This window comes from Pontibacter kalidii (assembly GCF_026278245.1).
GTDB classification, from domain to species: domain Bacteria; phylum Bacteroidota; class Bacteroidia; order Cytophagales; family Hymenobacteraceae; genus Pontibacter; species Pontibacter kalidii.
On sequence record NZ_CP111079.1, the window covers coordinates 3,742,753 to 3,769,124 of the forward strand.

Sequence of the window (26,372 nt, forward strand, 5' to 3'; positions counted from 1 at the left end):
TTGATTTTATCTGTTCGTATCAGGTATCACGTATCAAGTAGCACGACTTTATAACTTGTTAATAAGGCCATTCAGCATCTTCTGCACGTCCGATACCTGTTGCATAAGCTTTTTATTATCTTCTCCTCCTACAAATCCAAAGACATCTGCTAAGATCATTTGCGTTTCCACTTCAAAAGCTGACCCTAATGCTACTTTCAGAAACTGGGCAAATTCTTTGTTCGAGCCTCTGCCAGCACCTTCAGCAATGTTTGATGCCACAGACACAACGGCACGATTCACCTGAGACTTCAAGCCATATTTCTCGTCAGCAGGAAACTTGGCTGATATAGTATAGACCAGCTTTGCCAGCTCCATCGACTCCTTCCAGACTCTCAGTTCTTTGAAATTGTGCATTTGTATAGTCGTGATTCGTGTGTCGTGATACGTGATTTGAAAATATTACTTCAATAACTCGAACACACCGGCGACACCTTGCCCACCGCCAACGCAGGCCGTAACGAGGCCATGCTTGCCGCCGGTGCGGCGCAGGTCGCTGAAAAGCTGCACACTCAGCTTAGCCCCGGAGCAACCCAGCGGGTGGCCCAGCGCAATGGCACCACCGTTGATGTTCAGCTTATCCGGGTCAAAGTCTAAGTGGCGCATCACAGCGATAGATTGCGCGGCGAAGGCCTCATTCATTTCGATCAGGTCGATGTCGTTTAGCGTCATCCCTGCCTGCTTCAAGGCCTTCGGAACGGCCGCTATGGGGCCCATACCCATGATGCGCGGGTCTACCCCACCGGTTCCGTAACTGATCAGGCGCGCAATCGGCTCCAGGTTCAGCTCTTTTACCATGCGCTCGCTCATCACGATCACAAAGGCCGCCCCGTCGGATGTCTGGGAAGAGTTACCGGCCGTTACCGTACCACCTGCCGCAAACACCGGTTTCAGCCGGGCCAATGCTTCCAGAGACGTATCGGCACGCGGACCTTCGTCGGTATCCACCACATAAGTGCGGGTCTTTTTCTTCCCGTTCTCGTCAAGGTAAGTCTCCTCCACGGTCACCGGCACGATCTGGTCTTTGAAGTAACCGTTCTTGATCGCATTGATCGCTCTCTGGTGCGATTTGAAGGCAAACGCATCCTGGTCTTCACGTGAAACATTATAATCGGCAGCCACCGCCTCCGCCGTCAGGCCCATGCTCAGGTACCAGTCGGGGTTTTCTTTGGCGATCTTGTAGTTGGGCACCGTCTTCCAGCCTGCCGTTGGCACCAGCGACATCGACTCCGTGCCACCTGCCACGATGCAATCGGCCATACCTACCGAAATACGGTTAGCGGCAATGGCAATGGTTTCCAAGCCGGAGCCGCAGTAGCGGTTCACCGTCATACCACTCACCGACATGGGCAGCGCCAGCAGCGAGATCATGCGGCCAATCTGCAGACCCTGCTCAGCCTCCGGCACTGCGTTGCCCACGATCAGGTCGTCTACGCGCTCCGGGTCCAGGGCCGGCACAGAATCCAATAAATGCTTTATGACGTCAGCGGCCAGATCATCAGGTCTAGTAAACCGGAAACCGCCACGGCCTGCTTTACCCACGGCGCTACGAAATCCGGCTACGATATATGCATTGTTCATTTTGATGCTCTTTTATAGTTTATACTATCAGCTATACTTTTGATTCTGATTTATCATTCCTTAGGATCTTGCTTACGGTTGCTGTTCCGGATTTGCAATCCGGAACCAAGTAACTGCGGACTTTTAATCCGCCTGCTTGCTAATAGCTAGAGCCTAACCTATTGCGGATTACAAATCCGCGGTTAATCATACTTTCGGATTAAAAATCCGAAAGAGCGTTCAAGCTTACCCTCCAACTAAGATCCTTTCAGAATGACAAAGAACAAGTAAAGTATGAATGGCGGTCATTTACCTTCCACTCATACTTCATGAAGCATTAATTTCTCAGCGGCTTGCCTGTGGTCAGGATGCTCTGGATGCGTTCCAGCGTTTTGCGCTCACCTGTCAGCGACAGGAAGGCCTCGCGCTCCAGGTCCAGCAGGTACTGCTCGCTCACTTCGGTTGGGGCAGACAAGTCGCCACCGCACATCACGTAAGCCAGCTTCTGAGAGATCTTCAGGTCATGTTCCGACATGTAGCGGCCGGTAAACATGGCATTGGCCCCTGTCAGGAACATACCTAGTGCGCTGCGGCCCTGCACTTTGATATCTGTGCGCTGTACCGGCTTCGTGTAACCCGCTTCCGCCAGAAGTATAGCCTGCGCCTTGGCGTCGGCAATCAGGCGGTTGCTGTTTATGGTGATGCCATCGCTTGCACGCATAAAGCCCAGGTCCACCGCCTCTTTCGCCGAAGTAGAAACCTTGGCCATGCCGATATTCAGGAACACGTTCTTCAGGTCGTTCAGCTCGATATCGCCGTCGGCATACATATCGGCCGCACGAAGCGTCATTTCCTTGGTGCCGCCACCACCTGGTATCAGGCCAACACCGAACTCCACCAAGCCCATATAGGTCTCAGCGGCGGCCTGAATGTGGTCAACATGCAGGTTTAGCTCACAGCCGCCACCCAGCGTCAAGCCATGCGGCGCACCCACCACTGGTATAGCCGAATAGCGCATGCGCATCATGGTGTTCTGGAACTGGCGGATGATCATGTTCAGCTCATCGTAGTCCTGGTCCAGGGCATACATGTAGATGAGCCCGACGTTGGCACCAGCAGAGAAGTTAGCGCCCTGGTTACCAACTACCATACCACGGAAATCTTTCTCGGCCAGCTCTATCCCTTTGTTCAGGGCCTGAATCACATCGCCGCCCATGGTGTTCATCTTAGTGTGGAACTCCACATTCAGGATGCCGTCGCCCAGGTCGAGTATAGTGGCACCGGTGTTTTTCCAGACAACCTTGTTTTCGCGCAGGTTATTAAGGATGATGAAGTTTTCCGCACCCGGTATGGCTTTATATTCTTTGCTTTGGATGTCGTAGTAGCGGCGCTGGCCATTCTCCACGATGTAGAAAGACTCCTTGCCGTGCTCCAGCATCTCCTCTACCCAACGGGCAGGCTCATATCCAGCTTCGATCATGCGCTGCACGCCTTCGCGGGCACCAATGGCATCCCAGTACTCGAACGGACCAAGCTCCCATCCGAAGCCGGCGCGCATGGCGTCGTCTATCCTGTACAGTTCATCAGAGATCTCAGGGATGCGGTTGCTTACATACTGGAATAAGCCGTAAAGGGACTCGTTGAAAAATTGCGCCGCTTTATCATCCTGGCCGGAGAAAGTTTTCACGCGCTTCTTCAGGTCTTCGATCGGCTTCAGCATTTCCAGGCTCTGGAATTTGGCCTTTTGCTTCGGACCATACTCCATGGTGTTCAGGTCCAGCGTCAGGATCTCTGTTTTGCCCTTGGCGTCTTTTGTTTTCTTATAGAAGCCCTGACCAGTCTTATCGCCCAGCCACTTGTTCTCCACCATTTTCTGCAGGTAGTCCGGCAGCTTGAACAGCTCCCTGGATTCGTCCTTCTCGCCGGTTTGGTACAAGCCATTCGCTACGTTTGCCAGCGTATCCAGACCTACCACATCCAGCGTTCGGAAGGTAGCCGACTTCGGACGACCGATGATCGGGCCGGAAATCTTGTCTACCTCATCCACGTTTAGCCCCAGCTTATTCATCACCTGCAAACCCTGCATAATGGCGTAGATGCCCACCCGGTTCGCGATGAAGGCCGGCGTGTCTTTAGCCAGTACCGTAGTTTTACCTAAGTACAGATCGCCGTAGTGCATCAGGAAGTCCACCACGCCCTGGTCTGTCTCCGGCGTCGGGATGATCTCGAGGAGCTTCAGGTAGCGCGGCGGGTTAAAGAAGTGCGTGCCGCAGAAGTGCTTTCTGAAATCGTCGGAGCGCCCCTCCAGCATCATATGGATCGGAATGCCCGAGGTGTTAGAGGAGATCAGCGTGCCCGGCTTGCGGTGCTGCTCCACCTGGTCGTACACCAGTTTCTTTATCTTCAGGTTCTCCACCACCACTTCAATGGTCCAGTCGGCGGTGGCGATGTCCTTCATGTTGTCTTCAAAGTTGCCGGTCTGGATCAGGCCGGCGTCCGACTTGCGGTACAGCGGCGACGGGTTAGACTTGATGGCCGCCTCCAGTGAGCTGTTCACGATGCGGTTACGCACTTGCTTGCTTTCCAGCGTCAGGCCTTTTTTCTCCTCGTCCGCCGTCAGTTCTTTCGGTACGATGTCGAGCAGCAGCACCTGCACCCCGATGTTGGCAAAATGGCAGGCTATGCGCGAGCCCATCACCCCGGAGCCAAGCACGGCTACCTTTTTGATTATTCTTTTCATAGAATGACTTATGGTTGTCTATGGGTTAAAAGATTTCCTTATTCTCGATCATGCCCTGGATGCGGCTGCATACTTTAAAGAACGTTTCCAGCTCTTCGTCCGGAATCTGTTCGCGCACCTTATGGTTAAACTGCTTTACCGTTTGGCGAGAAACCTCCTTCTTCTCCAGCCCTTTCTCTGTAAGAAAGATGCGCACCAGGCGCTTATCGCTCGGATCGGATACTTTGTAGATCAGTTGCTTCTCCTCCATACTTTTCAGGATACGGGTAAGGCTGCGGGCCTCCAGCCCAAGCAAGGGAGCGATTTTAGTGGCGGGCGTGCCTTGCTCCTGGTCTATGTTGAGCAGCACAAAGCCAATGGACGTGGTGATATCTGCCTTGGTCGCCTCTGTATTATACATACGCGAGATGGCATGCCAACATACTTTAAAGTTATAGTCTACTGTTTCTTCCGGCTTCATCATTTACAATGGTATATACCAAATATAGGAAAATTTGTTATGCTTGCATACCTTTTTAAGCAAAAATTTATTTGTGCTCCCAGGTACAGCAGCTAGAGGTAATATCATAAATGGCACAGGTATAGTTATACTACTATTGGACAGATGGGATTTGATATTGTTTAGAAAATGTGGCTTAGAAAGTATGGCTGGAAAATAAAAAAGTCCTCTTCGGTGAGGGAGAGGACTTTGAAGAGGGAGAACATACTTACTCTTACAGATTGGCAGTATAAAAAATCATCCTGAACGGACCTTGGCAGAGGCATAACCTCCCTGCAACCAAGATCCTTTCAGGATGACAACTATATAAGTTAATGAAGTATGACTGCGAACTCAACAACGAGCAACTGCCACATTTTATACTTTAGTACATACCCTCGATCACATCGCGGTAATTGGCCATGATGTTCTTGCGCTTCACCTTCAGGGTTGGCGTCAGTTCACCGCTTTCCACGGTCCACATATTCGGGATAAGGGCGAACTTCTTCACCGTTTCGTACTGCGCCAGCCCTTCGTTGGCTTTGTCGATCTCGCGCTTAAACTTCTCGATCACGTCCGGGTGCTTGATCATCTCCGCATCCGAGGTATACTTGATGCCTTTGTGATTGGCCCAGTCCTGCAGGCCCAGGAACGACGGAACGATAAGCGCAGCGGCATACTTGCGGCCGTCGCCCACGATCATCACCTGCTCTATCACCACCGACTCCTTCAGCTTGTTTTCGATAGGTTGTGGCGCCACATACTTCCCGCCGGATGTCTTGAACATCTCTTTCTTACGGTCTGTGATCTTGAGATACTTGCCCTGTATCATCTCGCCGATATCGCCGGTATGGAACCAGCCCTCGTTGTCGATCACCTCGGCCGTCAGGTCCGGCTTTTTGTAGTAGCCCTTCATCACATGCGGGCCGCGGGTCAGTATCTCGCCGTCTTCGGCAATCTTTATCTCCACGCCATCGATGGCCATACCCACCGTGCCGATCATGTTGTTCTCCGGCTCGTAGCGGTTTACCGAGATCACCGGTGATGTTTCGGTAAGGCCGTAGCCCTCCATCACCCGGATGTTAGCCGACCAGAACACGCGCGCCAGGCGTGGCTGCAAAGCGGCGCCACCCGAAACGATCACCCTGACGTTCCCGCCCAATGCCTCACGCCACTTGCTGAAGATGATCTTGTTGGCCAGGTCCAGCTGCTTGTTGTACCACCAGCCGTGATCTACCTGCGGGTCATACTTCAGGCCCAGCTCCAGCGCCCAGAAAAACAGCTTGCGCTTCACGCCGGTCAGTTCCATGCCGGTGGCCACGATCTTATCATATACTTTCTCCAGCAGGCGCGGCACTGTGGTGAACAGGTGCGGCTTCACCTCCTTCAGGTTATCGGCCACTTTCTCTATACTTTCGGCATAGTAAATCGAAACACCGATGCGGAAGTACAGGTACAGCAGCATGCGCTCAAACACGTGGCAGAGCGGCAGGAAGCTCAGCGCGCGGTGGTTATGGTCTACCGGCACGTAAGGCACAGTGCCCTGCACGTTGCTCATCAGGTTATCATGGGTCAGCATCACCCCCTTCGGGTTACCGGTGGTGCCGGAAGTATAGATGATGGTCAGGATATCGTCTGGTGTTACGGCGGCCTTTAGCGGCTCCAGCTGCTCTTTATCCTCCCCCTCTCCCAGGGCCAGCACCTCTTTCCAGCTTTTGGCACCGTGTATATCATCAAACGTATAAATCTCCTTAATGCCCTCCATGCCCTCGGTGGCAGCCACTACTTTGTTGTAAAGCGTAGCATCGGCCACAAAAACCACTTTTACCTCGGCATCATTAAAAATATAGCGGTAGTCTTCTTCCGTAATGGTAGGGTACATGGGCACACTGATGGCGCCAAGTTGCTGAATACCAAAGTCTACCAGCACCCACTCCGGGCGGTTGAACGAGATGATGGCCACTTTATCCTCTTTCTGTACACCCAGCTTAAGCAGGCCCAGGCTCACCTGGTCAGCATATTCCTGCACATCGCTGGTGGTATACTTTTGCCAGACGCCGTTCACCTTAGCCGCCAAACAGTCGGGCTTAGGGAATTGCTGCATCTGGTGTGGCAGAAGGTCGAAGGTCCGGGTTAGGTTCATATAGTTTCTGCGTTATAAAACAGTGTTTGATTAGTTAGCTTACAAGCAAGGCTAAAAGCTGAGCAAATGGCCTGTTACAGATGCATTTTAACTATTTTTTTCGAATTCTGCCACGGCAGGGCATATAAATATTTCCTAAGTATTATATTTATACTTTTAGAACGACGGCCATTCGTACGGGCAACGCCATATGGGCTGCCTGTGCGTTACAGGCATTCTCCCGAGACGACCATACATGAACCTGTCGATTTTTTTTGAGCCGCTGAGCGAGGATGTCTTCGCCACCCTGAACAAGCCACGCACGCTTGGCTCCTACATAAGCCGCTTCGTAAGCAAGTTCCCCGATTGGCGCGCTGCCGACATCGCCATACTTGGCGTGAACGAAACACGCGGCCGCCACAGCCAGGAAGCCACAGAAGAAGAGCAAGTCGCCGCCCAGGCCCCTGCCCGCCTCGTGCGCAGAAAGCTGTATGGCCTGAACAAGGGCACCGGCCGCTGCCAGATCGTGGACCTGGGCAACCTGCGCCCCGGCATTACGCTGGAGGATACGTACCTGCGCCTGAAGGAGATCGTGGAGGTACTCATTTCGCACAACACCATCCCGGTGATCATCGGCGGCTCCCACGACCTGGAGTATGGCCAGTACATGGGCTATGAGCACCTGGAGCGCGTGGTGAACATGGTGACCGTAGACAGCAGCGTGGACATGACCGAGGATGCCGCGGCCGCGCCCAACAAGAAGCAGCTGCGCCAGATACTCATGCACGAACCCAACTACCTCTTCAGCCTGAGCCAAATCGGGTACCAATCATACTTTGTGGAGCCAGAGGTGATGGCCACGTTTGAGAAAATGCATTTTGAGGCCTACCGCGTGGGCGAGGTGCACCGCAACGTGCAGGAGATGGAGCCGGTGGTACGTGTGGCGGATTTGCTGACTTTTGACGTTTCGGCTATACGCCACCAGGATGCGCCGGCCTCTGAGCCAGCCAACCCTTTCGGGCTTACCGGTGAGGAGGCCTGCCAGCTGTGCTGGTATGCCGGCCTGAACGACAACCTGACCTCGCTGGGCATCTACGAGTACAACCCCGCCCTCGACGACCGCGAGCTAACTGCCATGACCGTGGCCACCATGATCTGGTATTTCATAGAGGGCTTCTACCACCGCAAGAACGAGACAGACTTCAACAGCCGCCACTTCACCAAGTATGCCGTGGCCTTCGCCGCCGACAACCCCGACCGCATGATCTTCTACAAGAGCCGCAGCAGCGAAAAATGGTGGCTGGAGGTGGAGCCCATGAGCCCTGACAAGGGCAGCCGCATTGTGCCCTGCAGCTACGAGGATTACCTGCAGGCCACCAAGGGCGAGGTTCCCAACCGCTGGATCATGACGCAGGCACGGATTGGTTAATGTGGTAATTTGACAATTCTTTAATGTGTTAATGTGCGCAGTAGGTGCCTGCAAGTGCCTTGTCAGCTCATTTTTTTAGCAGATTATAATTAAAGCGCTAATACAACCATCACACTAACTCATTAACGCATAAATTAATAAATTAACCCATTAGCACATTAAATGACTCTACCAGAATACACGCTGCAGCAATTGGCGCTGCGAAACGGGCAGGACCGCGAGGATGTATGGGTGGCCTACCAGGGCGTGATTTACGACGTAAAAAAGTCGAGGATGTGGCGCAACGGCAGGCATTATGAGCACTGGGCCGGACAGGACTTAACAGAAGAACTGGCTGATGCGCCACATAATGCCAATGTTTTTGATAAATTTGAGGCTGTAGGACTTGTTAAAAATTCTGCACACCGACCTGCGCAGAACCAACAGACGTAAAAATAAAACCGTATATTGGGGTTACGACCCGATTCAACACAAATAAATCAAACTAACACAAATGATAATTATAGCTGATAGCGGCTCAACAAAGACAGACTGGCGCATCGTGACGAACGATAACGTGCTGAGCCAGGCACAGACGGCAGGATTTAACCCGATGTACCAGGAGGCTGACGAGATTTTTCAGGAAATTAACGATGTGCTGCTGCCACAGCTAAGCGACAAAACCCCGGATGCTATCTATTACTACGGCGCCGGCTGCAGCTCGCCGGAGCGTAACCAGCGCGTAGAAGATGCCCTGCGCAGAGTTTTCCCGGATGCCCTTATCTCCGTGGACCACGACCTGCTGGCAGCGGCGCGCGCCCTTTGTGGCCGTAAGCCGGGCATAGCCTGTATCCTGGGCACCGGCTCCAATACCTGCCTCTACGACGGCACCAACATTACGGACAACGTGCCATCACTGGGCTTCCTGCTCGGCGACGAGGGCAGCGGCGCCTACATGGGCAAACTGCTGATGAAGGCGTACTTGTACCGCGAGCTGCCTGAAGATCTGGCTACTTCGCTGAAGAACACCTACAACCTCACCAAGGACGGCTTCCTGGATACGCTCTACAGCTCTGCCATCCCAAGCCGCTACATGGCTACGTTTGCCAGGTTCATGCACGACAAGCAGAAGCATCCCGTTATCCACGGCATGATCTACGAGAACTTCTCTGAGTTCTTCGAGCGCCACGTGGTAAAGTATGAGGGCCACCAGACACTGCCGGTGAACTTTGTGGGCTCCATCTCCTATTACTTCAGCGACATTCTGAAGCAGGTGGCCAAGAAGTATGGCCTGCACATCGAGACCATCCTACAGAGCCCCAGCGAAGGCCTGATCAAATACCACCAGGAACTGCTGCAGACGTTCGGCGCCCCTAAAAAAGTATAAGTATAACTGAAGCACAGGGAGATGGCGCAACACGGCCGCCCTATGCTTTTACTGTTCATCATCTTTAACAAAACACCACAGTGTCAACTACCGAATCAGCGTCTAACTACGACCGATTAGAGCAAATGAGCGTGCATGAGCTGCTCGTAAACATTAACCGCGAAGACAAAACCGTACCCCTTGCCGTTGAGAAAGCCATCCCGCAGATCGAGGCCCTGGTGAACGCCACCGTGGAGCGCCTGCAGCAGGGAGGCCGCCTGTTCTACATTGGTGCCGGCACCAGCGGCCGCCTGGGCATTGTGGATGCTTCGGAGTGCCCTCCTACCTACGGCGTGCCGCACGGCATGGTCGTGGGCATCATAGCGGGTGGTGACACGGCTATCCGCAAGGCGGTGGAATTTGCCGAGGACGATGAGCAGCAAGCCTGGAAGGACCTGCAGGAGCACCATATCTCGGAGAAGGATATCGTGGTGGGAATCGCCGCCTCGGGCCGCACCCCCTACGTGATCGGGGGCCTGAACGCCTGCCGCGAGCGCGGCATTACCACAGGCTGCATCGTTTGCAACGCAGGCAGTGCCGTGGCCGCCGCCGCCGAGTTTCCGGTGGAGGTTGTTACCGGAGCTGAGTTCGTGACCGGCAGCACCCGCATGAAAGCCGGCACGGCCCAAAAGCTTGCCCTCAACATGCTTACCACCTCTACCATGATAAAACTGGGCCGCGTAAAGGGCAACAAGATGGTTGACATGCAGCTCTCGAACCACAAACTGGTGGACCGCGGTATTCGAATGGTGATGGAAGAGTTGGGTGTGGGAAGAGCAGAGGCAGGAGCCTTGCTTCAAAAGTATGGCAGCGTGCGCGCCGCCGTAGAAGCCTACCGCAACGGAAACGGACAATAGACTTAACAGAGCATCATCCGTAAAGCAAATGAGAAGAGCCGGGGCAAAACACTCCGGCTCTTCTCATTTGCTTCCGTTTATACTTAGTACAATGGCTTTTCACGAATATGAAAGCAGGAATCGCATCTCTTCTGATCGGTATGGTGGGCTTGGCTATGCTAACCTACGCGTACTTCCAAACCATGCAGGAATACAGTGAGGCAGGGGAACTGCAGAATTTAATAATATTTTATAGCATGAGCTACAGCACCAGGCTAACATTATTTATACTTGAGGTGGTTGGTGCTGCCCTGGGCTTCCTGTCTTACAGAAGATGGAAAGCCAAGGTCGGGCTCTTGGGCATGGGAATATGTATCCTCAACCTCATTCTACTGTACTACCCCTTTTAGAGCAGGCACCTTGCAAGCGCACATTCAGTCCCCTACTTCATCGTCAGCTTTTCCAGCAAAACGCGGGCGGCCTCTTTGCTGGGAACTATGTAGTTGATCACCGACCAGGGGTATGTGAGCATAAAACGGTCCCGGTTCTTTTCGCCGATGTGCACGATCTTATACTTGTAGAGCTCCAGCGGCTCTAGCCCAAGCTTTTTACGACGCTCATCCACCTTGCTCTCTTCTTTTCTACTGATCTTTGTGGTCATGTAATCATCCAGCGTGCCCAGCTCCTCATCGTCGGTGCACTTGCTACAGTTTATTTTAGCGAAAACACGGGAGCCATACTTGCTGGCACCGGCCTGCTGGTCCAGGAGGTAAGCGGCGGCCTGCGGAGCGATGCGGCCTTGCTGCACGGCCTGCGTCAGCACCTCGGTAAAGTCGTGGCCTTTGCGGGCCTTGGTCTGCCGCTCAATGACAACGGTGAAGCGGGGAAGCTGCTCCAGGGTATCGGCTACGCCGACGAGGTCCTCACCGGGGTAACCGTATTCCTCTATCCAACCCAGTAGCAGTTTCATGTTGGCTGCCTCAATCTTCGTGATGGTATCGCCGTGCACGCGCCAGCCGCCCTTGGCCTGTCTGAAGTACTGGTCACGGGCGTAGAGCTCGTCCAAGTCGGCCCGTAGCTCTTTGTTGAGCTTCTGCTCATACTTGTCGCGGCGTTTGGGGTATTTCTTGGCGAACCTCTGCCATTGCTTGGTGCTGCGCAGCGAGTCCAGCACCGGCTGACGCTCCAGGTACTCCAGGCTCACGCCCTTCTGCACCAGCTCCTCCAGGTAGTGAAAGGTCTTCCTGCGCTCCTGCAGCAGCAGCGCACAAATAGCGGCGTTGTAGTAATCGCGGGCAAACGGCGAAGGCACAGCGGCAAAGGCCTGCCGGTAAGCTTCCAGTGCCTGTTCATACTTTTTATCCACCACCAGCAGCTCTGCCTCGTTAATAACGGGGTGGTATACCTGCGTGTAATCCGGTACCCCCTGGGCCAACGCATACTGCTGCGCCAGCATCAGTAGCGTAAAGTATAAAAATATTTTCCTGAGCATCATGTTTAGAGCTGATGGCGCGGCAGGTTCGGCGGCAGCTCCGTGTTAGCTGCTGCTACCGTAGCCAGTCTATGGCAGTGTCGCGCTCATCCAGTTTAAAGAATTTTACATTGTTGCTAGGCACATACGGACCCGACCGCTGCAGCCACTCCTCGTGCCCGGCTATGGCTACCTTGCTGAACTTCTCGTAGTAGTGCACCCCATGCTTCAGGTCTTCCCACATGGTATCCGGGGCGGCCCCGTTGGGCTGCAGCACCTCCAGGTACAAACGCAGATCCGGGCTCTGTCGTGCCTGTTCCTCCAGCAAATGGTTTATCGTACGGTAATCATCGGAGGAAAGGCCGTCTAGCGTCGCCAGCCCCACCACATGCCGGGGCATAGCCTCCAGTACCGACACGCCCTGCTCCGGTTGATGGGTAGCGGGCTGCCGCAGCCACGCCAGTGCCTGCTCCTTGTCGGCCATCCCAAAGGCCATCACCTCAAAGTGCGGCGTCAGGAAATTGGCTAGCCGCGACTGCTTCTTCACCCAATCTTTGTCTGTTACAATGGCATAGCGGGCTATTTTGTTCCAGCTATGGAACTTGAGCTTCAGCGCATCAAAAAACGATTGCACGCTGTCCCAGTCGCCAAAGCTCACGAATTCGAAGTACAGATGCACCTTATCGTGCACTTTGGCCTTCTCCTCCATCTCATGCACGATAGTCCTCAGCCCGGACTCGTCAATATAGCGCTGCACATGAAAACCTGCAAGGTTATCCTCCTCAAATTGAATAATCGATACCATGGTTTGCGGATAGGTTAGCGTTGATGTTGTATACCTTTGTATGCCGGCGCCTTTCTGGGGCAACGTCTACACTTAGCATACCGCTGTAACCCTTAAACGGTTTCCTGTTCGGGAGCTTAAGTTTCCAATAAACGGGATGCCACTTTTTCTGCTGTATATTTGTTGATTTACGGCGCCGGGGGAAGTAAAAAAAGACCTCCTGGGCGCCGAACTTTGCGGCAGCCACGGCAGTAAATGATGCTACGGCCCCCACACCTATACCATTGCCTTATGCACACGATAGAACCATACTATAACTGGATTGAGAAGTACTCGGCCTGCGAGGACCCGCGCTCGCCGCTGTACGGGGCCGAGAACAGCCTCTCGCAGTACACCCATACCATTTACGGTTACTACATACACCCGCAGTGGGACGACATCAACTCCGAGACGCTCTTCATAAAGATCCTCTACGCCGACTACGACCAGGGCTTTGCCGTAATCGAGTTTATCGGTGAGTGGAACGATGCCCTCAATAACGACATCATGCAGCTCAAGCGCAACATCATCGACCCCATGGTGGAGGAGGGCATCAAGCATTTTATACTGATCGGGGAGAATGTGTTCAACTTCCACGGCTCCGACGACTCCTACTACGAGGAGTGGTTTGAGGATGTGGAGGAGGGTTGGGTGGCTGCCCTTGGCTTCCAGGATTTCGTGCTGAGCGAGATGAAGAACTACAACCTGGACTACTACATCAACTCCGGCGGCAACCTCGACGACATCCACTGGCGCACGTTTACGCCCAAGCGCCTGTTTGCCCTCGTGAACAGCCTGATACAGAAACGGCTGGGACCATAAGTATACTTTAAAAAGCAAAAGGCCGGTGCAATATATGACACCGGCCTTTTGTGTTGTCAGAATATAAGATGCTTACTTTTCGTCGATCTCGTCTTCTACTTCATCGGCAGCCTCTTCTACCTCATCGCCTACTTCCTCAGCAGCGTCTTCTACCTCCTCGGCCCCATCTTCCACAGTATTTTCAGTAGAGGCGCATGCTCCCAGGCTAAACAAGCCGGCAACAGCAAAAACATATAACAGCTTTTTCATCGCTTATGAAATTACGCTTAAAACAAACATTACAAGGTTCCTGATACTCAACAGGATGCCTGCAACACAAGCTACTGATACGGCCGGGATTTGGATTAGTTTGGCCGGCTTTGCAAAAAAATAGCGGGCCGAGCTTAAGCCCAACCCGCTACCAAGGCATTGTCTGCTATAGATTAGTTGTTCACTTCGTTCTCTACTTCTTCAGCACCTTCCTCTATCTCTTCTCCAGCCTCCTCGGCACCTTCTTCCATGTCGCTGCCAACCTCTTCAGCGTTTTCCTCTACTCTTTCGGCATCGCTTTCTACAGCGTTCTCTGTGTTAGAATCGCAGGAGGCGAAGGCAAACATGCCCAGTGCCAGGAACATAAAAATCGGCTTTTTCATATTATTTCGGTTTTAAGGGTTATCAATCAGGCTAAATCATACTTCCAGTCTGCTGCGGTTGCCGCAGGCCAGGATTTACTCAATTACTGCGGTGGTATCGGCGTCCTCGGCGGCGTCTTCCATATCATCCGCCACTTCTTCTGCCTGATCTTCCATCTCCTCTGCTCTTTCCTCAGCCGGGGAGTCGCAGGAGGCAAAGCCAAACAGGCCTGCCAGCGCAAACACGTAAAGTAACTTTTTCATTGTCTTATTTTTTAGTGAGGGGATTATTCCCCGCCTCCATTACGGCACACTAACGGCCGCAGCAGAAACATGCCAAACAATACGGCACAATCAGAATATAGTTATTTGGAATATATAAAAATGCCGAAAGGCACCCTGCTCAGGTGCCTTTCGGTTAAGCTGCGGCCGTGGCCGCAGGGATATGCTTTCGCCCTTACTTTTTCTTGAACAGCAGCCTGATCGGCACACCGGTAAAGTCGAAGTGCTCCCGCATGCGGTTCTCCAGATAGCGCGTGTACGACTCCTTTACGTACTGCGGCAGGTTGCAGAAAAACGCGAACGTAGGGTTGTGCGTCGGCAGCTGCGTGATGTACTTGATCTTGATAAACTTACCTTTGATGGCTGGCGGCGGGTAACGCTCAATGTCCGGCAGCAGCAGGTCGTTCAGCTTGGAGGTCTGGATCTTGCGCGTCTTGTTGTCGTATACCTCCATGGCCACCTCAATGGCTTTGTGGATACGCTGCTTGGTCAGCACCGAGGTGAAGATGATCGGCACGTAGGCGATCGGCGCGATGCGGCTATAAATCTCCTCTTCAAACTGCTTGGTGGTATGGGTGTCTTTCTCCACCAGGTCCCACTTGTTTACTAGTATCACAATGCCTTTGCGGTTTTTCTCAGCCAGGGCAATGATGTTCACGTCCTGCGCCTCAATGCCGCGCGTGGCATCCAGCATCACAATACACACATCGGCGTCCTCCAAGGCACGCACCGAGCGCAGCACCGAGTAAAACTCAATATCCTCGCTCACCTTGCTCTTGCGGCGAAGACCGGCAGTATCCACGATAATGAACTCCTTGCCAAACGCATTGTAACGGGCATGGATGGCATCGCGGGTGGTGCCGGCAATATCGGTCACGATGTTGCGCTCCGTGCCCAGCAGCAGGTTCACGAAAGACGATTTACCTACGTTCGGGCGGCCCAGCACGGCGATCTTGGGAATACCGGCATCCGGGTCCTCCACGCCTTCGTCCTTAAAGTGCTTCACCACCTCGTCCAGCAGCTCGCCGGTTCCGGAGCCGCTCTGCGAGGAGATCGGGAAAATATCGATGCCTACACCCAGCGCGTAGAATTCGCCCATCTGGTGCATGCGTGCGTTGGTATCGGCTTTGTTGGCCACAACGTATACCGGCTTATCGGTACGACGCAGCACGTTGGCAAACTCCTCGTCCAGGCCGGTGAGGCCGGCATCCACGTCTACCATAAAAAGTATCACGTCGGCCTCGTTCATGGCCAGCTCTACCTGGCGGTTGATCTCGGTCTCAAAAATATCGTCGGAGCCGTGCACGTAGCCACCGGTGTCTATCACGGTGAAATATTTGCCGGTCCAGTCGCCGTGGCCATAGCTGCGGTCGCGGGTTACGCCGCTCACGTTGTCCATGATGGCCTTACGCTGGCCGATCAGGCGGTTAAAAAGCGTAGACTTGCCCACGTTGGGGCGGCCTACAATGGCAATGATGTTTGATGACATCGAACTAAAATAAAAATGTTAAAGTGCCCCCGGAGCACCTTGCCCCGAAGCTTTAATGGTGCGCTACTCTTCGCGGTAGCCGAAGCGCCGAAGCAGCTTCTGGTCTGTCCGCCAGTTCTCGTTCACGCGCACGTATAAATCAAGAAATATCTTTTTCTGGAAGAAGTCCTCCATATCGAGGCGGGCCTGCGTGCCTACTTTTTTCAGCGCCTCCCCTTTGTTGCCGATCACGATGCCTTTCTGGCTGCGCCGCTCCACACTGATCTCAGCCCGGATCCGGATGATGTCCTCCTCTTCCTTAAACTCCTCTACCACCACCTCGCAGCTGTAGGGAATCTCTTTTTTATAGTTGAGGAAGATCTTCTCGCGGATCATCTCCGACACAAAGAAACGCTCGGGCTTATCTGTGAGTTCATCCTTGGGATAAAAGGCAGGATGCTCGGGCAGGTAATGCAGCAAGCGCCCGAATAAATGGTCCAGGCCGAAGTTATGGAGAGCCGAGATCGGCAGGATCTCAGTCGGGTTCATGTGCTCTTTCCAGTAGGCTACCTTCTCGTTCACCTCCTCCTCAGTGGCCTGGTCTATCTTATTGATGAGCAGCAGGATGGGCACCTCGGCGTACTTCAGGCGCTTGATCACGTCGTCCTCGTCGTGCTTCTCGTAAATGTCCGTCACAAAAAGGATGATATCGGCGTCCTCGAGCGAGGTGCGCACAAAACCCATCATCGACTCGTGCAGTGCGTACTGCGGCTTGATGATGCCAGGCGTGTCGGAGTAAACGATCTGGAAGTCGTCTCCGTTCAAAATACCCATGATGCGGTGCCGCGTGGTTTGTGCCTTTGAGGTGATGATGGAGAGTTTCTCGCCCACCAGCGCGTTCATCAGCGTGGATTTACCCACATTCGGTTTGCCCACTATACTTACAAAACCGGCTTTGTGCGGTGTTTCGGCCATACGTCTGAATTTGAGGTTGCAAAATTACTCCTTTTTTACGAAACCTCGTGAAAATGTGCGGATTTAGGAGGAGTTTAGGAGTTAGAGAGTTGGGGAGTTAGAGAGTTTAGGAGTTAGAAGGTTGAAGAGTTTGGGTTCTGTGCTTTCTCCATCGCTCGCGTCTCGCGAGTGTGCGCCATCGTGCGGCGTCCCGCCACATTAGCCAATAAGTATAGGCTGATTACAAAGTATACCTTAACTCTCTAACTCCCCAACTCCTAAACTCTTTAACTTTAGAACAATCTGCCATACTTATCGCTTTACCCTACGGTGATCCTCTATGTACTGATAGAGATTAAGTATCAACAAGTAACAGGTTATACTTGTATCTTTGTAGAACAACAGCACTTTTAAAGTATAGATGAGCAAGAAAACTACCGGTAAGATTGGCGTGTTGCTGGTGAACTTAGGCACACCAGACACCCCCAACACCCCAGACGTTAGAAAGTACCTGCGCGAATTCCTGCTGGACAAGCGCGTGATAGACATACCTGCCGTGCAGCGCTACGCCCTGATCAACGGCATCATCGCCCCTTTCCGGGCGCCGAAGTCGGCCAAAGTATACAAGCAGCTCTGGACCGACCGCGGCTCACCGCTGCTCTACCACGGGCTGGACCTGCAGCAGAAGCTGCAGCAGGCGCTGGGCAACACCTACCACGTGGCCTTCGGCATGCGCTACCAGAGCCCAAGCATCCAGAGTGCCCTGGATGAGCTGCGCGAACAGAGTGTGGACCGCATCATCGTGCTGCCGCTCTTCCCGCAGTATGCCTCGGCCTCCACCGGCTCGGTGCAGGACAAGGTGATGGAAATCGTCAAAGACTGGTGGGTTATCCCAAGTATCAGCTTCATCTCTTCTTTCTGCGACGATCCGGGCTTTATCAAGGCCTTTGCCGAGCTGGGTAAAAAGCACATGGCCCAGGACGACTATGACCACGTGATCTTCAGTTACCACGGCCTGCCGGAGCGCCAGGTACTCAAAGGCAGCGACAAGGGCTACTGCCAACTGGGAGCCTGCTGCAACTCCTACCACAAGCGCAACAAGTACTGCTACCGCGCCTCCTGCTTTGTTACCTCCCGCCTGCTGGCCGCCGAGCTGGGCTTAAACGAAGACCAGTACACGGTTACCTTCCAGTCCAGGCTTCTGAAAGACCCCTGGCTGCAACCGTACACCGACGAAGTGCTCAAAACGCTTCCGGGCAAAGGCATTAAAAAAGTGCTGGCCTACAGCCCTGCCTTCGTGGCCGACTGCCTGGAAACGACCATTGAGGTTGGCGAAGAGTTTAAGGAGATGTTTGAGCACGCCGGCGGTGAGAAATGGCAGCTGGTGGAGAGCCTGAACTCCAGCGATAGCTGGGTAGAGGCACTGAAGGAGATGGTGCTACAGAACTGAGGATTTGAAGATGCTCCCTGTAAAGTATAGCTCTCTGTAAAATATAAAAGGGCGCTGCAAGTATAAATGCAGCGCCCTTTTCTTTTACACTGGTTAATCCCAGTCCCAGTCCCAATCATCTTCTTCCCCGTCCTCATCATCCAGGCCAAACTGCATCGGAGCTTTAACATAGATGCCCAGTGCCCTTTGCTTCCCCTCGCCATTGTACCTTACCCTGTAATTGAGGCCGGCAAAGTAATTCACCCAATAATCCGTCTGCAGCCCCAGCACGGCTACATCTTCCTTTCTAAGTTCTAAGTATGGCCCGGCCGAGACGCCAGCGATGCCGATGCCGGTCTGGGCCTGCATGTACAGCACCGTGCTGCCTTTCCGGCGGTCGAAGCCGAGGCTACCGCTTACCGGAAACTGATCCTCGAACCACCACAGCGAGGCCTCTACGCCCCAGCTTACCTTCGGCTTTTTGTCTCCGAAGTTAAAGTGCAGGGCAGGGCCAACGGAGAAAACGTCTTGCGCCTTTGCAGAAGAGAATGCCAGCAGCGCGACAAGCAAAAGCAGTTTATTTTTTACAACCGCATTTATACTTTTGAATGGCTTCATGTATTGGCCAGTGGCTAGATACGCTCCGAGTCTACCCAATCTTCCGATACAGCATCGGCATACTTGGTGAGTTTCTGCAGCAGCACCTCCGCCTCGCTTTCCACGATCAGGTTGCTCACATACTCCTGCTTGATGAAGCCCTCCTGCACGCTATCTTTCACAAAGTCCAGGAACTTGTCGAAATAGCCGTTCACGTTGTAAAAGGCCACTGGCTTTTTAATGATGCCCAGTTGGTTCCAGGTGATGATCTCGTTGATCTCATCGAGGGTACCGAAGCCGCCGGGCATGGCAATAAAGGCATCTGACTTAGCCGCCATCAGGGCCTTGCGCTCGTGCATCGTTTTTACTACGTGCTGCTCCGTCAGGCCGGTATGGGCCTGCTCGCGGTCTACCAGGCTCTGCGGGATCACGCCAACAGCCGCTCCGCCCCCGTCAAGTACGGCGTCGGCAATGGTGCCCATCAACCCGACCTTACCACCACCGAATACCAGTCTCATACTTTGTGCGGCCATCAGGTGGCCCAACTTTGTGGCTGCCGCTGCATACACCGGGTTATTGCCGGCATTGGCGCCACAGAAAACGGCTATACTTTTCATCCTTTATACTTTGATGTGTAACAAAGAAAGGCCCCGGCATACTGCCAGAGCCTTTTTATAAGTAACTACAGCCCCTCTTTTTAGGCCAGCTGCTTTTTATACATTTTAGCTAGTGTTTCGGCCACGTAATCAACCTCCTCCGGCGTGTTATACTTGCTGAACGAGAAACGTATGGACCCGCGGTTTGGATCCACTTCCAGCGCACGCAGCACATGCGAGCCGGTGTTGGCGCCGCTGCTGCAGGCGCTACCCCCTGAGGCCGATATCTTGGCAATATCGAGGCTGAAGAGCAGCATCTCGTTTAGGTCTGAGGCCGGGAGGCTCACGTTCAGCACCGTGTACAGGCTCTTATCCCCGAACGCCGACATGCCGTTGAAGCTCACGTCGTCCATCTGCTCGCGCAGTTGGTGGATCATGCGGTCTTTCAGGCTCTGGATGTGCTGCTGGTGCTCGGCCATATCGCGGTAGGCGATCTCCAGGGCCTTGGCCAGGCCAATGATGCCGTACACGTTCTCGGTACCGCCACGCATGTTGCGCTCCTGCGCCCCACCCTGTATCAGCGGCTGAATCTTCGTTTCCGCATCGCAGTACAGGAAGCCCACGCCTTTCGGGCCGTGGAACTTGTGCGCCGAGCCCACAATGAGGTTGGCCTTCAGCTGCTGCAGGTCGTGCTGGTAGTGGCCCATGGTCTGCACCGTGTCGGAGTGGAACACCGCGTTATACTTCCTGCAGATCTCCGCAATGGCCTCAATATCGTTCAAGTTACCGATCTCGTTGTTGGCGTGCATCACCGATACCAGCGTCTGCGGCTGGCTGGCCAGCAACTCCTCCAGGTGCTCCAGGTCCAGGTTGCCGCGCTCGTCGTGGCGCAGGTAGCTTAGCTGCACCTCCTCCTGCCTCTCCAGCAGCTCCAGGGTATGCAGCACCGCGTGGTGCTCCAGTTTAGTGGTAATAGCATGCTTGATGCCCAGCGAGCGGCAGGTACAGACGATGGCAGCGTTATCGGCCTCGGTACCGCCGGAGGTAAAGAAGACCTCTGCCGGCGACGTGTTCAGCAAACCTGCCACCGTTTTGCGCGCCCGCTCAATAGCCGCCCTAACCTCGCGCCCGTGCGAGTGGATGGAAGAAGGATTGCCGAAGTGCTCCAGCATGAAGGGGGCCATGGCGTCAAAAACCTCTTTATCCAGAGGGGTGGTGGCAGCATTATCTAAATATACACGCATATTCTTAAGCTATTTTTCTGATTCTGTTCTTTACTCAACCATTGAAGCATAAAAAAAAGTTGCGCCAACGGCAGGAACAATCTCCTCCCAGTGGCGCAACACGGTCTGTTACTCTCGTTTTCTATGACAGCAGCAACAACACATATTTTATGCTTTATTAGAGATGATCTCTTTGATATCGGCGATGATTTTATTGGCCAGGTGCTCTGCCGTGGCATTGCTGTCGCTCTCAGCGTAGATACGGATGATCGGCTCAGTATTGGACTTGCGCAGGTGCACCCACTCCTTGTCGAACTCAATCTTCACGCCGTCAATCGTGTTGACCGGCTGCTTGGCGTAGCGCTCCTGCATCTGGCGCAGCACCTCGTCCACATTCACCTCCGGCGTCAGCTCTATCTTGTTCTTGGAGATATAGTAGCTTGGGTAGCTGGCGCGCAGGCGCGTCATGCTCATGCCGGATTTAGCCAGGTGCGTCAGGAACAGGGCAATGCCCACCAGCGCGTCGCGGCCGTAGTGCAGCTCCGGGTAAATGATACCGCCGTTGCCCTCGCCCCCGATGATGGCGTGCTGCTCCTTCATCATGTTCACCACGTTCACCTCGCCCACAGCAGCGGCAAAATAGGAACCTCCGGCTTTCTCGGTCACATCGCGCAAGGCACGGGTAGACGAAAGGTTAGAAACCGTGTTTCCTGCCTGGTTCTTTAAGATATAGTCAGCTACGGCTACGAGCGTATACTCTTCGCCGAACATGCTGCCGTCCTCGTTCACCAGGGCCAGGCGGTCCACATCCGGGTCCACCACAATGCCCAGGTCAAACTTGCCCTTCTCGATCACGCGCGCGATCTCGCGCAGGTTCTCTGGCAGCGGCTCCGGGTTGTGGGCAAAGTTGCCGTCCGGCTCGCAGTAGAGCTTCTCGATTTTATTCACGCCCAAGGCCTCCAGCAGCATTGGCACGGCAAAGCCGCCGCTCGAGTTCACGGCATCCACCGCCACACTAAAGTTCTTAGCTTTAATGGCCTCCACGTCTACCAGCGGCAGGTCAAGTATGGTTCTGATATGCTTCTCCAGCGCCTCCTCGTCCCGGGTGTACTTGCCCAGCTCTGTTACCTGCGCAAACTCAAAGGCCTCTTGGTCGGCAATCTCCAGCACCAGTTCCCCCTCGGCATCGGAAATAAACTCGCCTTTGTGGTTGAGCAGTTTCAGGGCGTTCCACTGCTTAGGGTTGTGGCTGGCTGTAAGGATGATGCCGCCGCCGGCCTGCATCTCCGGCACAGCCATCTCCACGGTTGGCGTGGTAGAGAGCCCCACGTCCACTACGTCTATCCCCAGGCCCTGCAAGGTGGCGCAAACCAGCTTGTTTACCATATCGCCGGAAAGGCGCGCATCGCGCCCCACTACAATAGTCTTCTTGTCGGTGTTCTGAAGCACCCAGGTACCGAAAGCAGCGGAAAACTTAACCACATCCACAGGGGTAAGTCCTTCTCCAGCCTGTCCGCCTATCGTACCACGTATTCCTGAAATTGATTTTATTAAAGCCACTGTTCCTATATTAGTTGCTCCGGCAAAAGTAGTAATTTTACTTATACTTCCAGCGGATTATGTGGTATTGTGGCAGCACAAAATATACCCAGCCCACCACCCGCACGGCAAAGAACTGGCACCTGCAATTCAGCCACGGCTCCGAAAACTCACACTCCGAGGGGTCGTTATACTTTGCTCTCGGTTATCAGTTCCTTTACCGTCAGCCTTCCCACCTCCAGGTCATTGATTCGGAGGCGGTCTACCTCACCGGTCTTTAGAGCAAGCTTTTTAATGGCCAGGTGCCCGATGGCCAGCGCCCCCACGGCCATGGCTCCTACGCTAACCACGGCCAGCGCAGTGGCCATTCGTGCAAACGCCACCTGCGACTGCACGGCAGCCAACGAGCCGGCAATCTTTTTAAGCTCCTTTTTCTTTTTCTTCTTCATAAGTATGGCCCTCCTATATATAAAGTATAAAACACCCTCGCCGGGTTTATACTTACGCAGGATCTCCACCTTTAAGACCGCCAAGGTGTTAATTCAGTGTTAAGCCTGTGGCGAGCGGGGCCATAAACGCTAATTATTTAGTAACTTTGCCTTTATGACTACTTCACTACCCGGTAAAAACGATCGCCAACGCCAGCTCGAGGCCTTTAGCCGCCTGCTGGATGTGATGGACGACCTGCGCGAGAAATGTCCCTGGGACCGCAAGCAAACCATGGAAAGCCTGCGCCACCTCACCATCGAAGAAACCTACGAACTTTCTGACGCCATACTTAAAGGGGAGGTACAGGAAGTAAAGAAAGAGATCGGCGACATTATGCTGCACCTGGTATTCTACGCCAAGATCGCCTCAGAGCAGGGCGCCTTTGATATTGCAGACGTGCTGAATGCCCAGTGCGAGAAGCTTATTTTCCGGCACCCGCACATCTACGGCGACACCAAGGCCGACAGCGAGGAGGAGGTAAAGCAGAACTGGGAAAGGCTAAAGCTAAAAGAGGGCAACAAATCTGTGCTCGGAGGAGTACCTCAATCGCTGCCCGCACTGGTAAAAGCCATGCGCATACAGGAAAAGGCACGCGGCGCGGGGTTCGACTGGGATGATAAAACGCAGGTATGGGCCAAGGTACAGGAGGAGCTAAACGAGTTTGCCAGTGAGTTTAACATAGAGGACAGCGCTGCCATAGACCAGCAAAGAGCCACCGCAGAGTTTGGCGACCTGCTGTTCTCGCTCATCAACTTCGCCCGTTTTGCAGGCATTAACCCGGAGGAGGCCCTGGAACGCACTAACCTGAAGTTTATCTCGCGCTTCCAGTACATTGAGACAGAGGCAGCTAAAGATGGCAAGAGGCTACAGGACATGACCTTGCAGGAAATGGATTTTTACTGGAACAAAGCAAAAAAACTATAGCAGCGCGTGCCGCTTAAAGAATTTATTGCTTATATTTATTGCGCTTTTCTCTAAACTCAGGAGGAAAGCAGCGCAGGTAGTACGCAGCGGTGCATCTGAAAGCAAGCGTAAATCGTGGAGGAAAAGCCAGCTATCGCTCGACCTGCCCCCTCTACCCTAGCACACAACCTGTTTGATAAAACAACGCGCAGCAAGAGATAAAGAGAGCGCCGCAGTCAACGGTGTTTGCACTTTGAAACAAACTTTTTAATTAATAATTTACGATATTGTGATACCGTAAATTTGGAATCCTGAAAGATAATAACTTAAATTTAGGCAGCTAAAGCCGCAGTTGTAGGCTTTTACCTAAATTTTAACGGGGGTTATAGTGCGAAAAATTCAGAAAAATCTGAAATTGCAAATTCAGTAAAGAACTAAAAGCGAAACTATTACATTTTATACTTACACAACTTTTTTTTATTACAACACAAACAGCTAAACTTTAAACTTTAATCAAAATGGAAAAAAAGACTGCAGTAGTGAGCAAGAATGCTAATGTAGAGAAAAAACCAAGTCCGGTAGGCTCTCTATTTGCGACCATCGTTATTCCAATCGCTTTTATAGCATGTGTGCTTATCTATATCTTCGTATTTGGCAATCCAGCCAACTTCGAAGGCAATGACAATGCTAACCACCCGCTTTCGGGCAACTATCTTGGTATTGTTTACAAAGGTGGTTGGGTAGTACCAGTACTTCTTACCCTTAACCTGTTAGTATTCATCTTTGCTATCGAGCGTGCCCTTACCATCGGTAAAGCAAAAGGCACCAAGAGTGTTGCTGACTTTGTGCGTAACATCTCTGCCAAACTGAACCAGCGCGACATCAACGGTGCCATCGCTGCCTGTGACGTACAGAAAGGCTCTGTGGCCAACGTAGTAAAAGCCGGCCTGCTGAAGTACAAGGAAATGCAGAACGAGCCAGAACTGCTGAAAGCAGAGAAAGTAGCCGCTATCCAGAAGGAAATCGAAGAGTCTACTTCCCTGGAACTGCCTATGCTGGAGAAAAACCTGGTAGTTATCTCAACTATCGCCTCTATCTCTACACTGGTTGGTTTGATCGGTACGGTAATTGGTATGATCAAGGCCTTCTCGGCTCTTGCAACTTCAGGTGCTCCGGACTCAGTAGCCCTTGCAAACGGTATCTCTGAGGCCCTTATCAACACAGCCCTGGGTGTGACAGGTTCTACTGTTGCGATCATTGCCTACAACTACTTCACTAGCAAGATCGACGAACTTACTTACAGCATCGATGAGGCTGGCTTCAGCATGGTGTCTACTTTCACAGCACAGCACGACACAGCTGCTACCAGACCGCAAACTGTTTAAGTTAAACCGTATTAACCAGATAAAATGCCTAAAGTAAAAGTAAAAAGGAAAAACCCCTCGTTGGACATGACGCCAATGGTGGACTTATTCTTCTTGCTGGTTACTTTCTTTATGCTGACTGCAACGGCCCGTCCTGACGAGGCTGTTATAGTAGACACGCCTTCATCGGCGTCAGAGATCAAAATCCCGGATACTAACGTAATTACTATTACAATAGATAACGATAGCCGAGTGTTCTTTGGAGTTGATGGGCAGCAAACAAAGGAAGCGCTACTTGACAAGATGGCGGGCAAGTATGGCGTCGGTTTCACTGAAGAGGAGAGGAAAACATTCTCTCTCCTAAGTAACTTCGGAGTGCCAATGAGCCAACTTAAGTCTTTGCTAGCCATGGAGTCTTCAGCACGCAAGGAGGTAAACCAGCCAGGAATTCCAATCGATTCTGCTCGTAACGAGCTTGGCGACTGGATCCTGCAGACACGCTTAACGAACCCTAAGGTAGTTATTGCGATCAAAGGCGACCAAGATGCCGACTACCCGACTGTAAAGCGCGTAATCGACATCCTGCAAGACAGAAAAGTAAACAGGTTTAACCTGATTACGGACATGGAAGCGAAGCCTACGAACTTATAATTAGAAAGGAGATAAGAAAATGGCAGAGATTCAAGAAAAAGCCGACTCCGGTAAAGGTGGTAAGAAACGCGCCAAACGCTCATCGACCAAAATCGACATGACGCCACTGGTAGACCTTGCCGCCCTTCTGATTACATTCTTCATGCTTACCACGACTTTCAATAAGCCGCAGACCATGGAAATTAACATGCCTGTGAAGCCTGATAATGAAGAAGAGCAGATAGCGCTTAAAGCCAGTAACGCCATGACCATTATTCTTGGCGCAGACGATAAGATCTATTACTACTTCGGTCTGGCTGAAGATAATCCAGAGGTAATCGAGTCGAGCTACGCAGCAGGCGGCATCCGCAAAGTTCTCACTTCACCCCAAGTGAAGTCGAACGACAAGATGACCGTAATGGTGAAGCCAATGGAGGGGTCGCGCTACAAGAACATGGTGGACATCCTGGATGAATTAAAAATAACAGATACCAAGAAGTTTGCAATGGTAGAAATTGCCGATTCAGACAAGAAGCTGGTACAAGAACAAATTGGAAATTAA

At 52.8% G+C, this 26,372-nt stretch carries 28 protein-coding genes; 11 read left to right on the top strand and 17 right to left on the bottom strand.

The features are described 5' to 3' along the window. Nucleotides 1-48 precede the first annotated feature (48 nt). The 5 genes from OH144_RS15560 to OH144_RS15580 all read right to left on the bottom strand — a co-directional run bounded on the left by OH144_RS15560 (nucleotide 49) and on the right by OH144_RS15580 (nucleotide 6,960). Nucleotides 49-396, bottom strand: a complete 348-nt coding sequence (locus OH144_RS15560) for a four helix bundle protein (protein WP_266203191.1) — start codon at nucleotides 394-396, stop codon at nucleotides 49-51. A 45-nt stretch (nucleotides 397-441) separates the two neighbouring features. Further along, nucleotides 442-1,620, bottom strand: a complete 1,179-nt coding sequence (locus OH144_RS15565; protein WP_266203192.1) for a thiolase family protein — start codon at nucleotides 1,618-1,620, stop codon at nucleotides 442-444. 316 nt (nucleotides 1,621-1,936) lie between these two features. Further along, nucleotides 1,937-4,339 carry a 3-hydroxyacyl-CoA dehydrogenase/enoyl-CoA hydratase family protein gene (locus OH144_RS15570; RefSeq protein ID WP_266203193.1) on the bottom strand — a complete coding sequence of 801 codons (2,403 nt, stop codon included), beginning with the start codon at nucleotides 4,337-4,339 and terminating at the stop codon, nucleotides 1,937-1,939. A 25-nt stretch (nucleotides 4,340-4,364) separates the two neighbouring features. Then, nucleotides 4,365-4,799 carry a MarR family winged helix-turn-helix transcriptional regulator gene (locus OH144_RS15575; RefSeq protein ID WP_266206351.1) on the bottom strand — a complete coding sequence of 145 codons (435 nt, stop codon included), beginning with the start codon at nucleotides 4,797-4,799 and terminating at the stop codon, nucleotides 4,365-4,367. Nucleotides 4,800-5,202: 403 nt separating this feature from the next. Next, a complete protein-coding gene (locus tag OH144_RS15580) occupies nucleotides 5,203-6,960 on the bottom strand; it encodes an AMP-dependent synthetase/ligase (RefSeq protein WP_266203194.1) in 1,758 nt (585 codons plus the stop codon). Nucleotides 6,961-7,195: 235 nt separating this feature from the next. Here OH144_RS15580 and OH144_RS15585 point away from each other — a divergent pair, with 235 nt between their 5' ends. The 5 genes from OH144_RS15585 (at nucleotide 7,196) to OH144_RS15605 (ending at nucleotide 11,019) form a co-directional block, all read left to right on the top strand. Next, nucleotides 7,196-8,368, top strand: coding sequence for a formimidoylglutamase (locus OH144_RS15585; protein ID WP_266203195.1), 1,173 nt, complete (start codon nucleotides 7,196-7,198; stop codon nucleotides 8,366-8,368). Between the two features lie 162 nt (nucleotides 8,369-8,530). After that, nucleotides 8,531-8,800: a cytochrome b5 domain-containing protein gene (locus tag OH144_RS15590; RefSeq protein WP_266203196.1), complete on the top strand. Its 270-nt coding sequence runs from the start codon at nucleotides 8,531-8,533 to the stop codon at nucleotides 8,798-8,800. 61 nt (nucleotides 8,801-8,861) lie between these two features. Further along, entirely contained in the window at nucleotides 8,862-9,734 is an 873-nt protein-coding gene (locus tag OH144_RS15595) for a BadF/BadG/BcrA/BcrD ATPase family protein (protein WP_266203197.1), read from the top strand. An 80-nt stretch (nucleotides 9,735-9,814) separates the two neighbouring features. After that, nucleotides 9,815-10,630, top strand: a complete 816-nt coding sequence (murQ, locus tag OH144_RS15600) for an N-acetylmuramic acid 6-phosphate etherase (protein WP_266203198.1) — start codon at nucleotides 9,815-9,817, stop codon at nucleotides 10,628-10,630. Nucleotides 10,631-10,737: 107 nt separating this feature from the next. Then, on the top strand, nucleotides 10,738-11,019 hold the full coding sequence (locus tag OH144_RS15605; protein WP_266203199.1) for a hypothetical protein: 282 nt from the start codon (nucleotides 10,738-10,740) through the stop codon (nucleotides 11,017-11,019). Between the two features lie 32 nt (nucleotides 11,020-11,051). Here the strand turns inward: OH144_RS15605 and OH144_RS15610 are convergent, their stop codons facing one another. After that, a complete protein-coding gene (locus OH144_RS15610; protein ID WP_266203200.1) occupies nucleotides 11,052-12,104 on the bottom strand; it encodes a hypothetical protein in 1,053 nt (350 codons plus the stop codon). A gap of 52 nt (nucleotides 12,105-12,156) precedes the next feature. After that, entirely contained in the window at nucleotides 12,157-12,885 is a 729-nt protein-coding gene (locus tag OH144_RS15615) for a SpoIIAA family protein (protein WP_266203201.1), read from the bottom strand. A gap of 270 nt (nucleotides 12,886-13,155) precedes the next feature. On the opposite strand from OH144_RS15615, the gene OH144_RS15620 reads away from it, so the two are divergent. Then, entirely contained in the window at nucleotides 13,156-13,725 is a 570-nt protein-coding gene (locus OH144_RS15620) for a hypothetical protein (protein ID WP_266203202.1), read from the top strand. A 72-nt stretch (nucleotides 13,726-13,797) separates the two neighbouring features. Here the strand turns inward: OH144_RS15620 and OH144_RS15625 are convergent, their stop codons facing one another. The 5 genes from OH144_RS15625 to era all read right to left on the bottom strand — a co-directional run bounded on the left by OH144_RS15625 (nucleotide 13,798) and on the right by era (nucleotide 17,061). Then, nucleotides 13,798-13,974: a hypothetical protein gene (locus tag OH144_RS15625; RefSeq protein ID WP_266203203.1), complete on the bottom strand. Its 177-nt coding sequence runs from the start codon at nucleotides 13,972-13,974 to the stop codon at nucleotides 13,798-13,800. A gap of 173 nt (nucleotides 13,975-14,147) precedes the next feature. Further along, the gene (locus OH144_RS15630) at nucleotides 14,148-14,357 is read right to left on the bottom strand and encodes a hypothetical protein (RefSeq protein WP_266203204.1); all 210 of its coding nucleotides are present in this window, start codon (nucleotides 14,355-14,357) and stop codon (nucleotides 14,148-14,150) included. Nucleotides 14,358-14,432: 75 nt separating this feature from the next. Continuing rightward, nucleotides 14,433-14,600: a hypothetical protein gene (locus OH144_RS15635; protein ID WP_266203205.1), complete on the bottom strand. Its 168-nt coding sequence runs from the start codon at nucleotides 14,598-14,600 to the stop codon at nucleotides 14,433-14,435. A gap of 193 nt (nucleotides 14,601-14,793) precedes the next feature. Further along, the gene (gene der / locus OH144_RS15640) at nucleotides 14,794-16,107 is read right to left on the bottom strand and encodes a ribosome biogenesis GTPase Der (protein ID WP_266203206.1); all 1,314 of its coding nucleotides are present in this window, start codon (nucleotides 16,105-16,107) and stop codon (nucleotides 14,794-14,796) included. 63 nt (nucleotides 16,108-16,170) lie between these two features. Continuing rightward, nucleotides 16,171-17,061 carry a GTPase Era gene (era, locus tag OH144_RS15645; protein ID WP_266203207.1) on the bottom strand — a complete coding sequence of 297 codons (891 nt, stop codon included), beginning with the start codon at nucleotides 17,059-17,061 and terminating at the stop codon, nucleotides 16,171-16,173. A gap of 400 nt (nucleotides 17,062-17,461) precedes the next feature. On the opposite strand from era, the gene hemH reads away from it, so the two are divergent. Beyond that, nucleotides 17,462-18,490, top strand: a complete 1,029-nt coding sequence (gene hemH / locus OH144_RS15650) for a ferrochelatase (RefSeq protein WP_266203208.1) — start codon at nucleotides 17,462-17,464, stop codon at nucleotides 18,488-18,490. Between the two features lie 93 nt (nucleotides 18,491-18,583). Here the strand turns inward: hemH and OH144_RS15655 are convergent, their stop codons facing one another. From OH144_RS15655 to OH144_RS15675, 5 genes are all read right to left on the bottom strand, one after another. Next, nucleotides 18,584-19,087, bottom strand: a complete 504-nt coding sequence (locus OH144_RS15655; RefSeq protein WP_266203209.1) for a hypothetical protein — start codon at nucleotides 19,085-19,087, stop codon at nucleotides 18,584-18,586. Nucleotides 19,088-19,101: 14 nt separating this feature from the next. Beyond that, nucleotides 19,102-19,683 carry an LOG family protein gene (locus OH144_RS15660; RefSeq protein WP_266203210.1) on the bottom strand — a complete coding sequence of 194 codons (582 nt, stop codon included), beginning with the start codon at nucleotides 19,681-19,683 and terminating at the stop codon, nucleotides 19,102-19,104. Nucleotides 19,684-19,763: 80 nt separating this feature from the next. After that, nucleotides 19,764-20,906, bottom strand: coding sequence for a cysteine desulfurase family protein (locus OH144_RS15665; RefSeq protein ID WP_266203211.1), 1,143 nt, complete (start codon nucleotides 20,904-20,906; stop codon nucleotides 19,764-19,766). A 147-nt stretch (nucleotides 20,907-21,053) separates the two neighbouring features. Beyond that, nucleotides 21,054-22,445 (bottom strand): phosphoglucosamine mutase, encoded by a 1,392-nt coding sequence (gene glmM / locus OH144_RS15670; RefSeq protein WP_266203212.1) that lies wholly within the window; start codon nucleotides 22,443-22,445, stop codon nucleotides 21,054-21,056. Nucleotides 22,446-22,612: 167 nt separating this feature from the next. Further along, nucleotides 22,613-22,957 (bottom strand): hypothetical protein, encoded by a 345-nt coding sequence (locus OH144_RS15675; RefSeq protein ID WP_266203213.1) that lies wholly within the window; start codon nucleotides 22,955-22,957, stop codon nucleotides 22,613-22,615. A gap of 70 nt (nucleotides 22,958-23,027) precedes the next feature. Between OH144_RS15675 and mazG the strand changes: the two genes are divergently transcribed. The 4 genes from mazG to OH144_RS15695 all read left to right on the top strand — a co-directional run bounded on the left by mazG (nucleotide 23,028) and on the right by OH144_RS15695 (nucleotide 26,372). Then, a complete protein-coding gene (mazG, locus tag OH144_RS15680; protein ID WP_266203214.1) occupies nucleotides 23,028-23,837 on the top strand; it encodes a nucleoside triphosphate pyrophosphohydrolase in 810 nt (269 codons plus the stop codon). Nucleotides 23,838-24,334: 497 nt separating this feature from the next. Continuing rightward, on the top strand, nucleotides 24,335-25,201 hold the full coding sequence (locus OH144_RS15685; RefSeq protein WP_266203215.1) for a MotA/TolQ/ExbB proton channel family protein: 867 nt from the start codon (nucleotides 24,335-24,337) through the stop codon (nucleotides 25,199-25,201). A 24-nt stretch (nucleotides 25,202-25,225) separates the two neighbouring features. Next, nucleotides 25,226-25,831, top strand: coding sequence for an ExbD/TolR family protein (locus OH144_RS15690; protein ID WP_266203216.1), 606 nt, complete (start codon nucleotides 25,226-25,228; stop codon nucleotides 25,829-25,831). Between the two features lie 19 nt (nucleotides 25,832-25,850). Beyond that, nucleotides 25,851-26,372: an ExbD/TolR family protein gene (locus OH144_RS15695; protein ID WP_266203217.1), complete on the top strand. Its 522-nt coding sequence runs from the start codon at nucleotides 25,851-25,853 to the stop codon at nucleotides 26,370-26,372.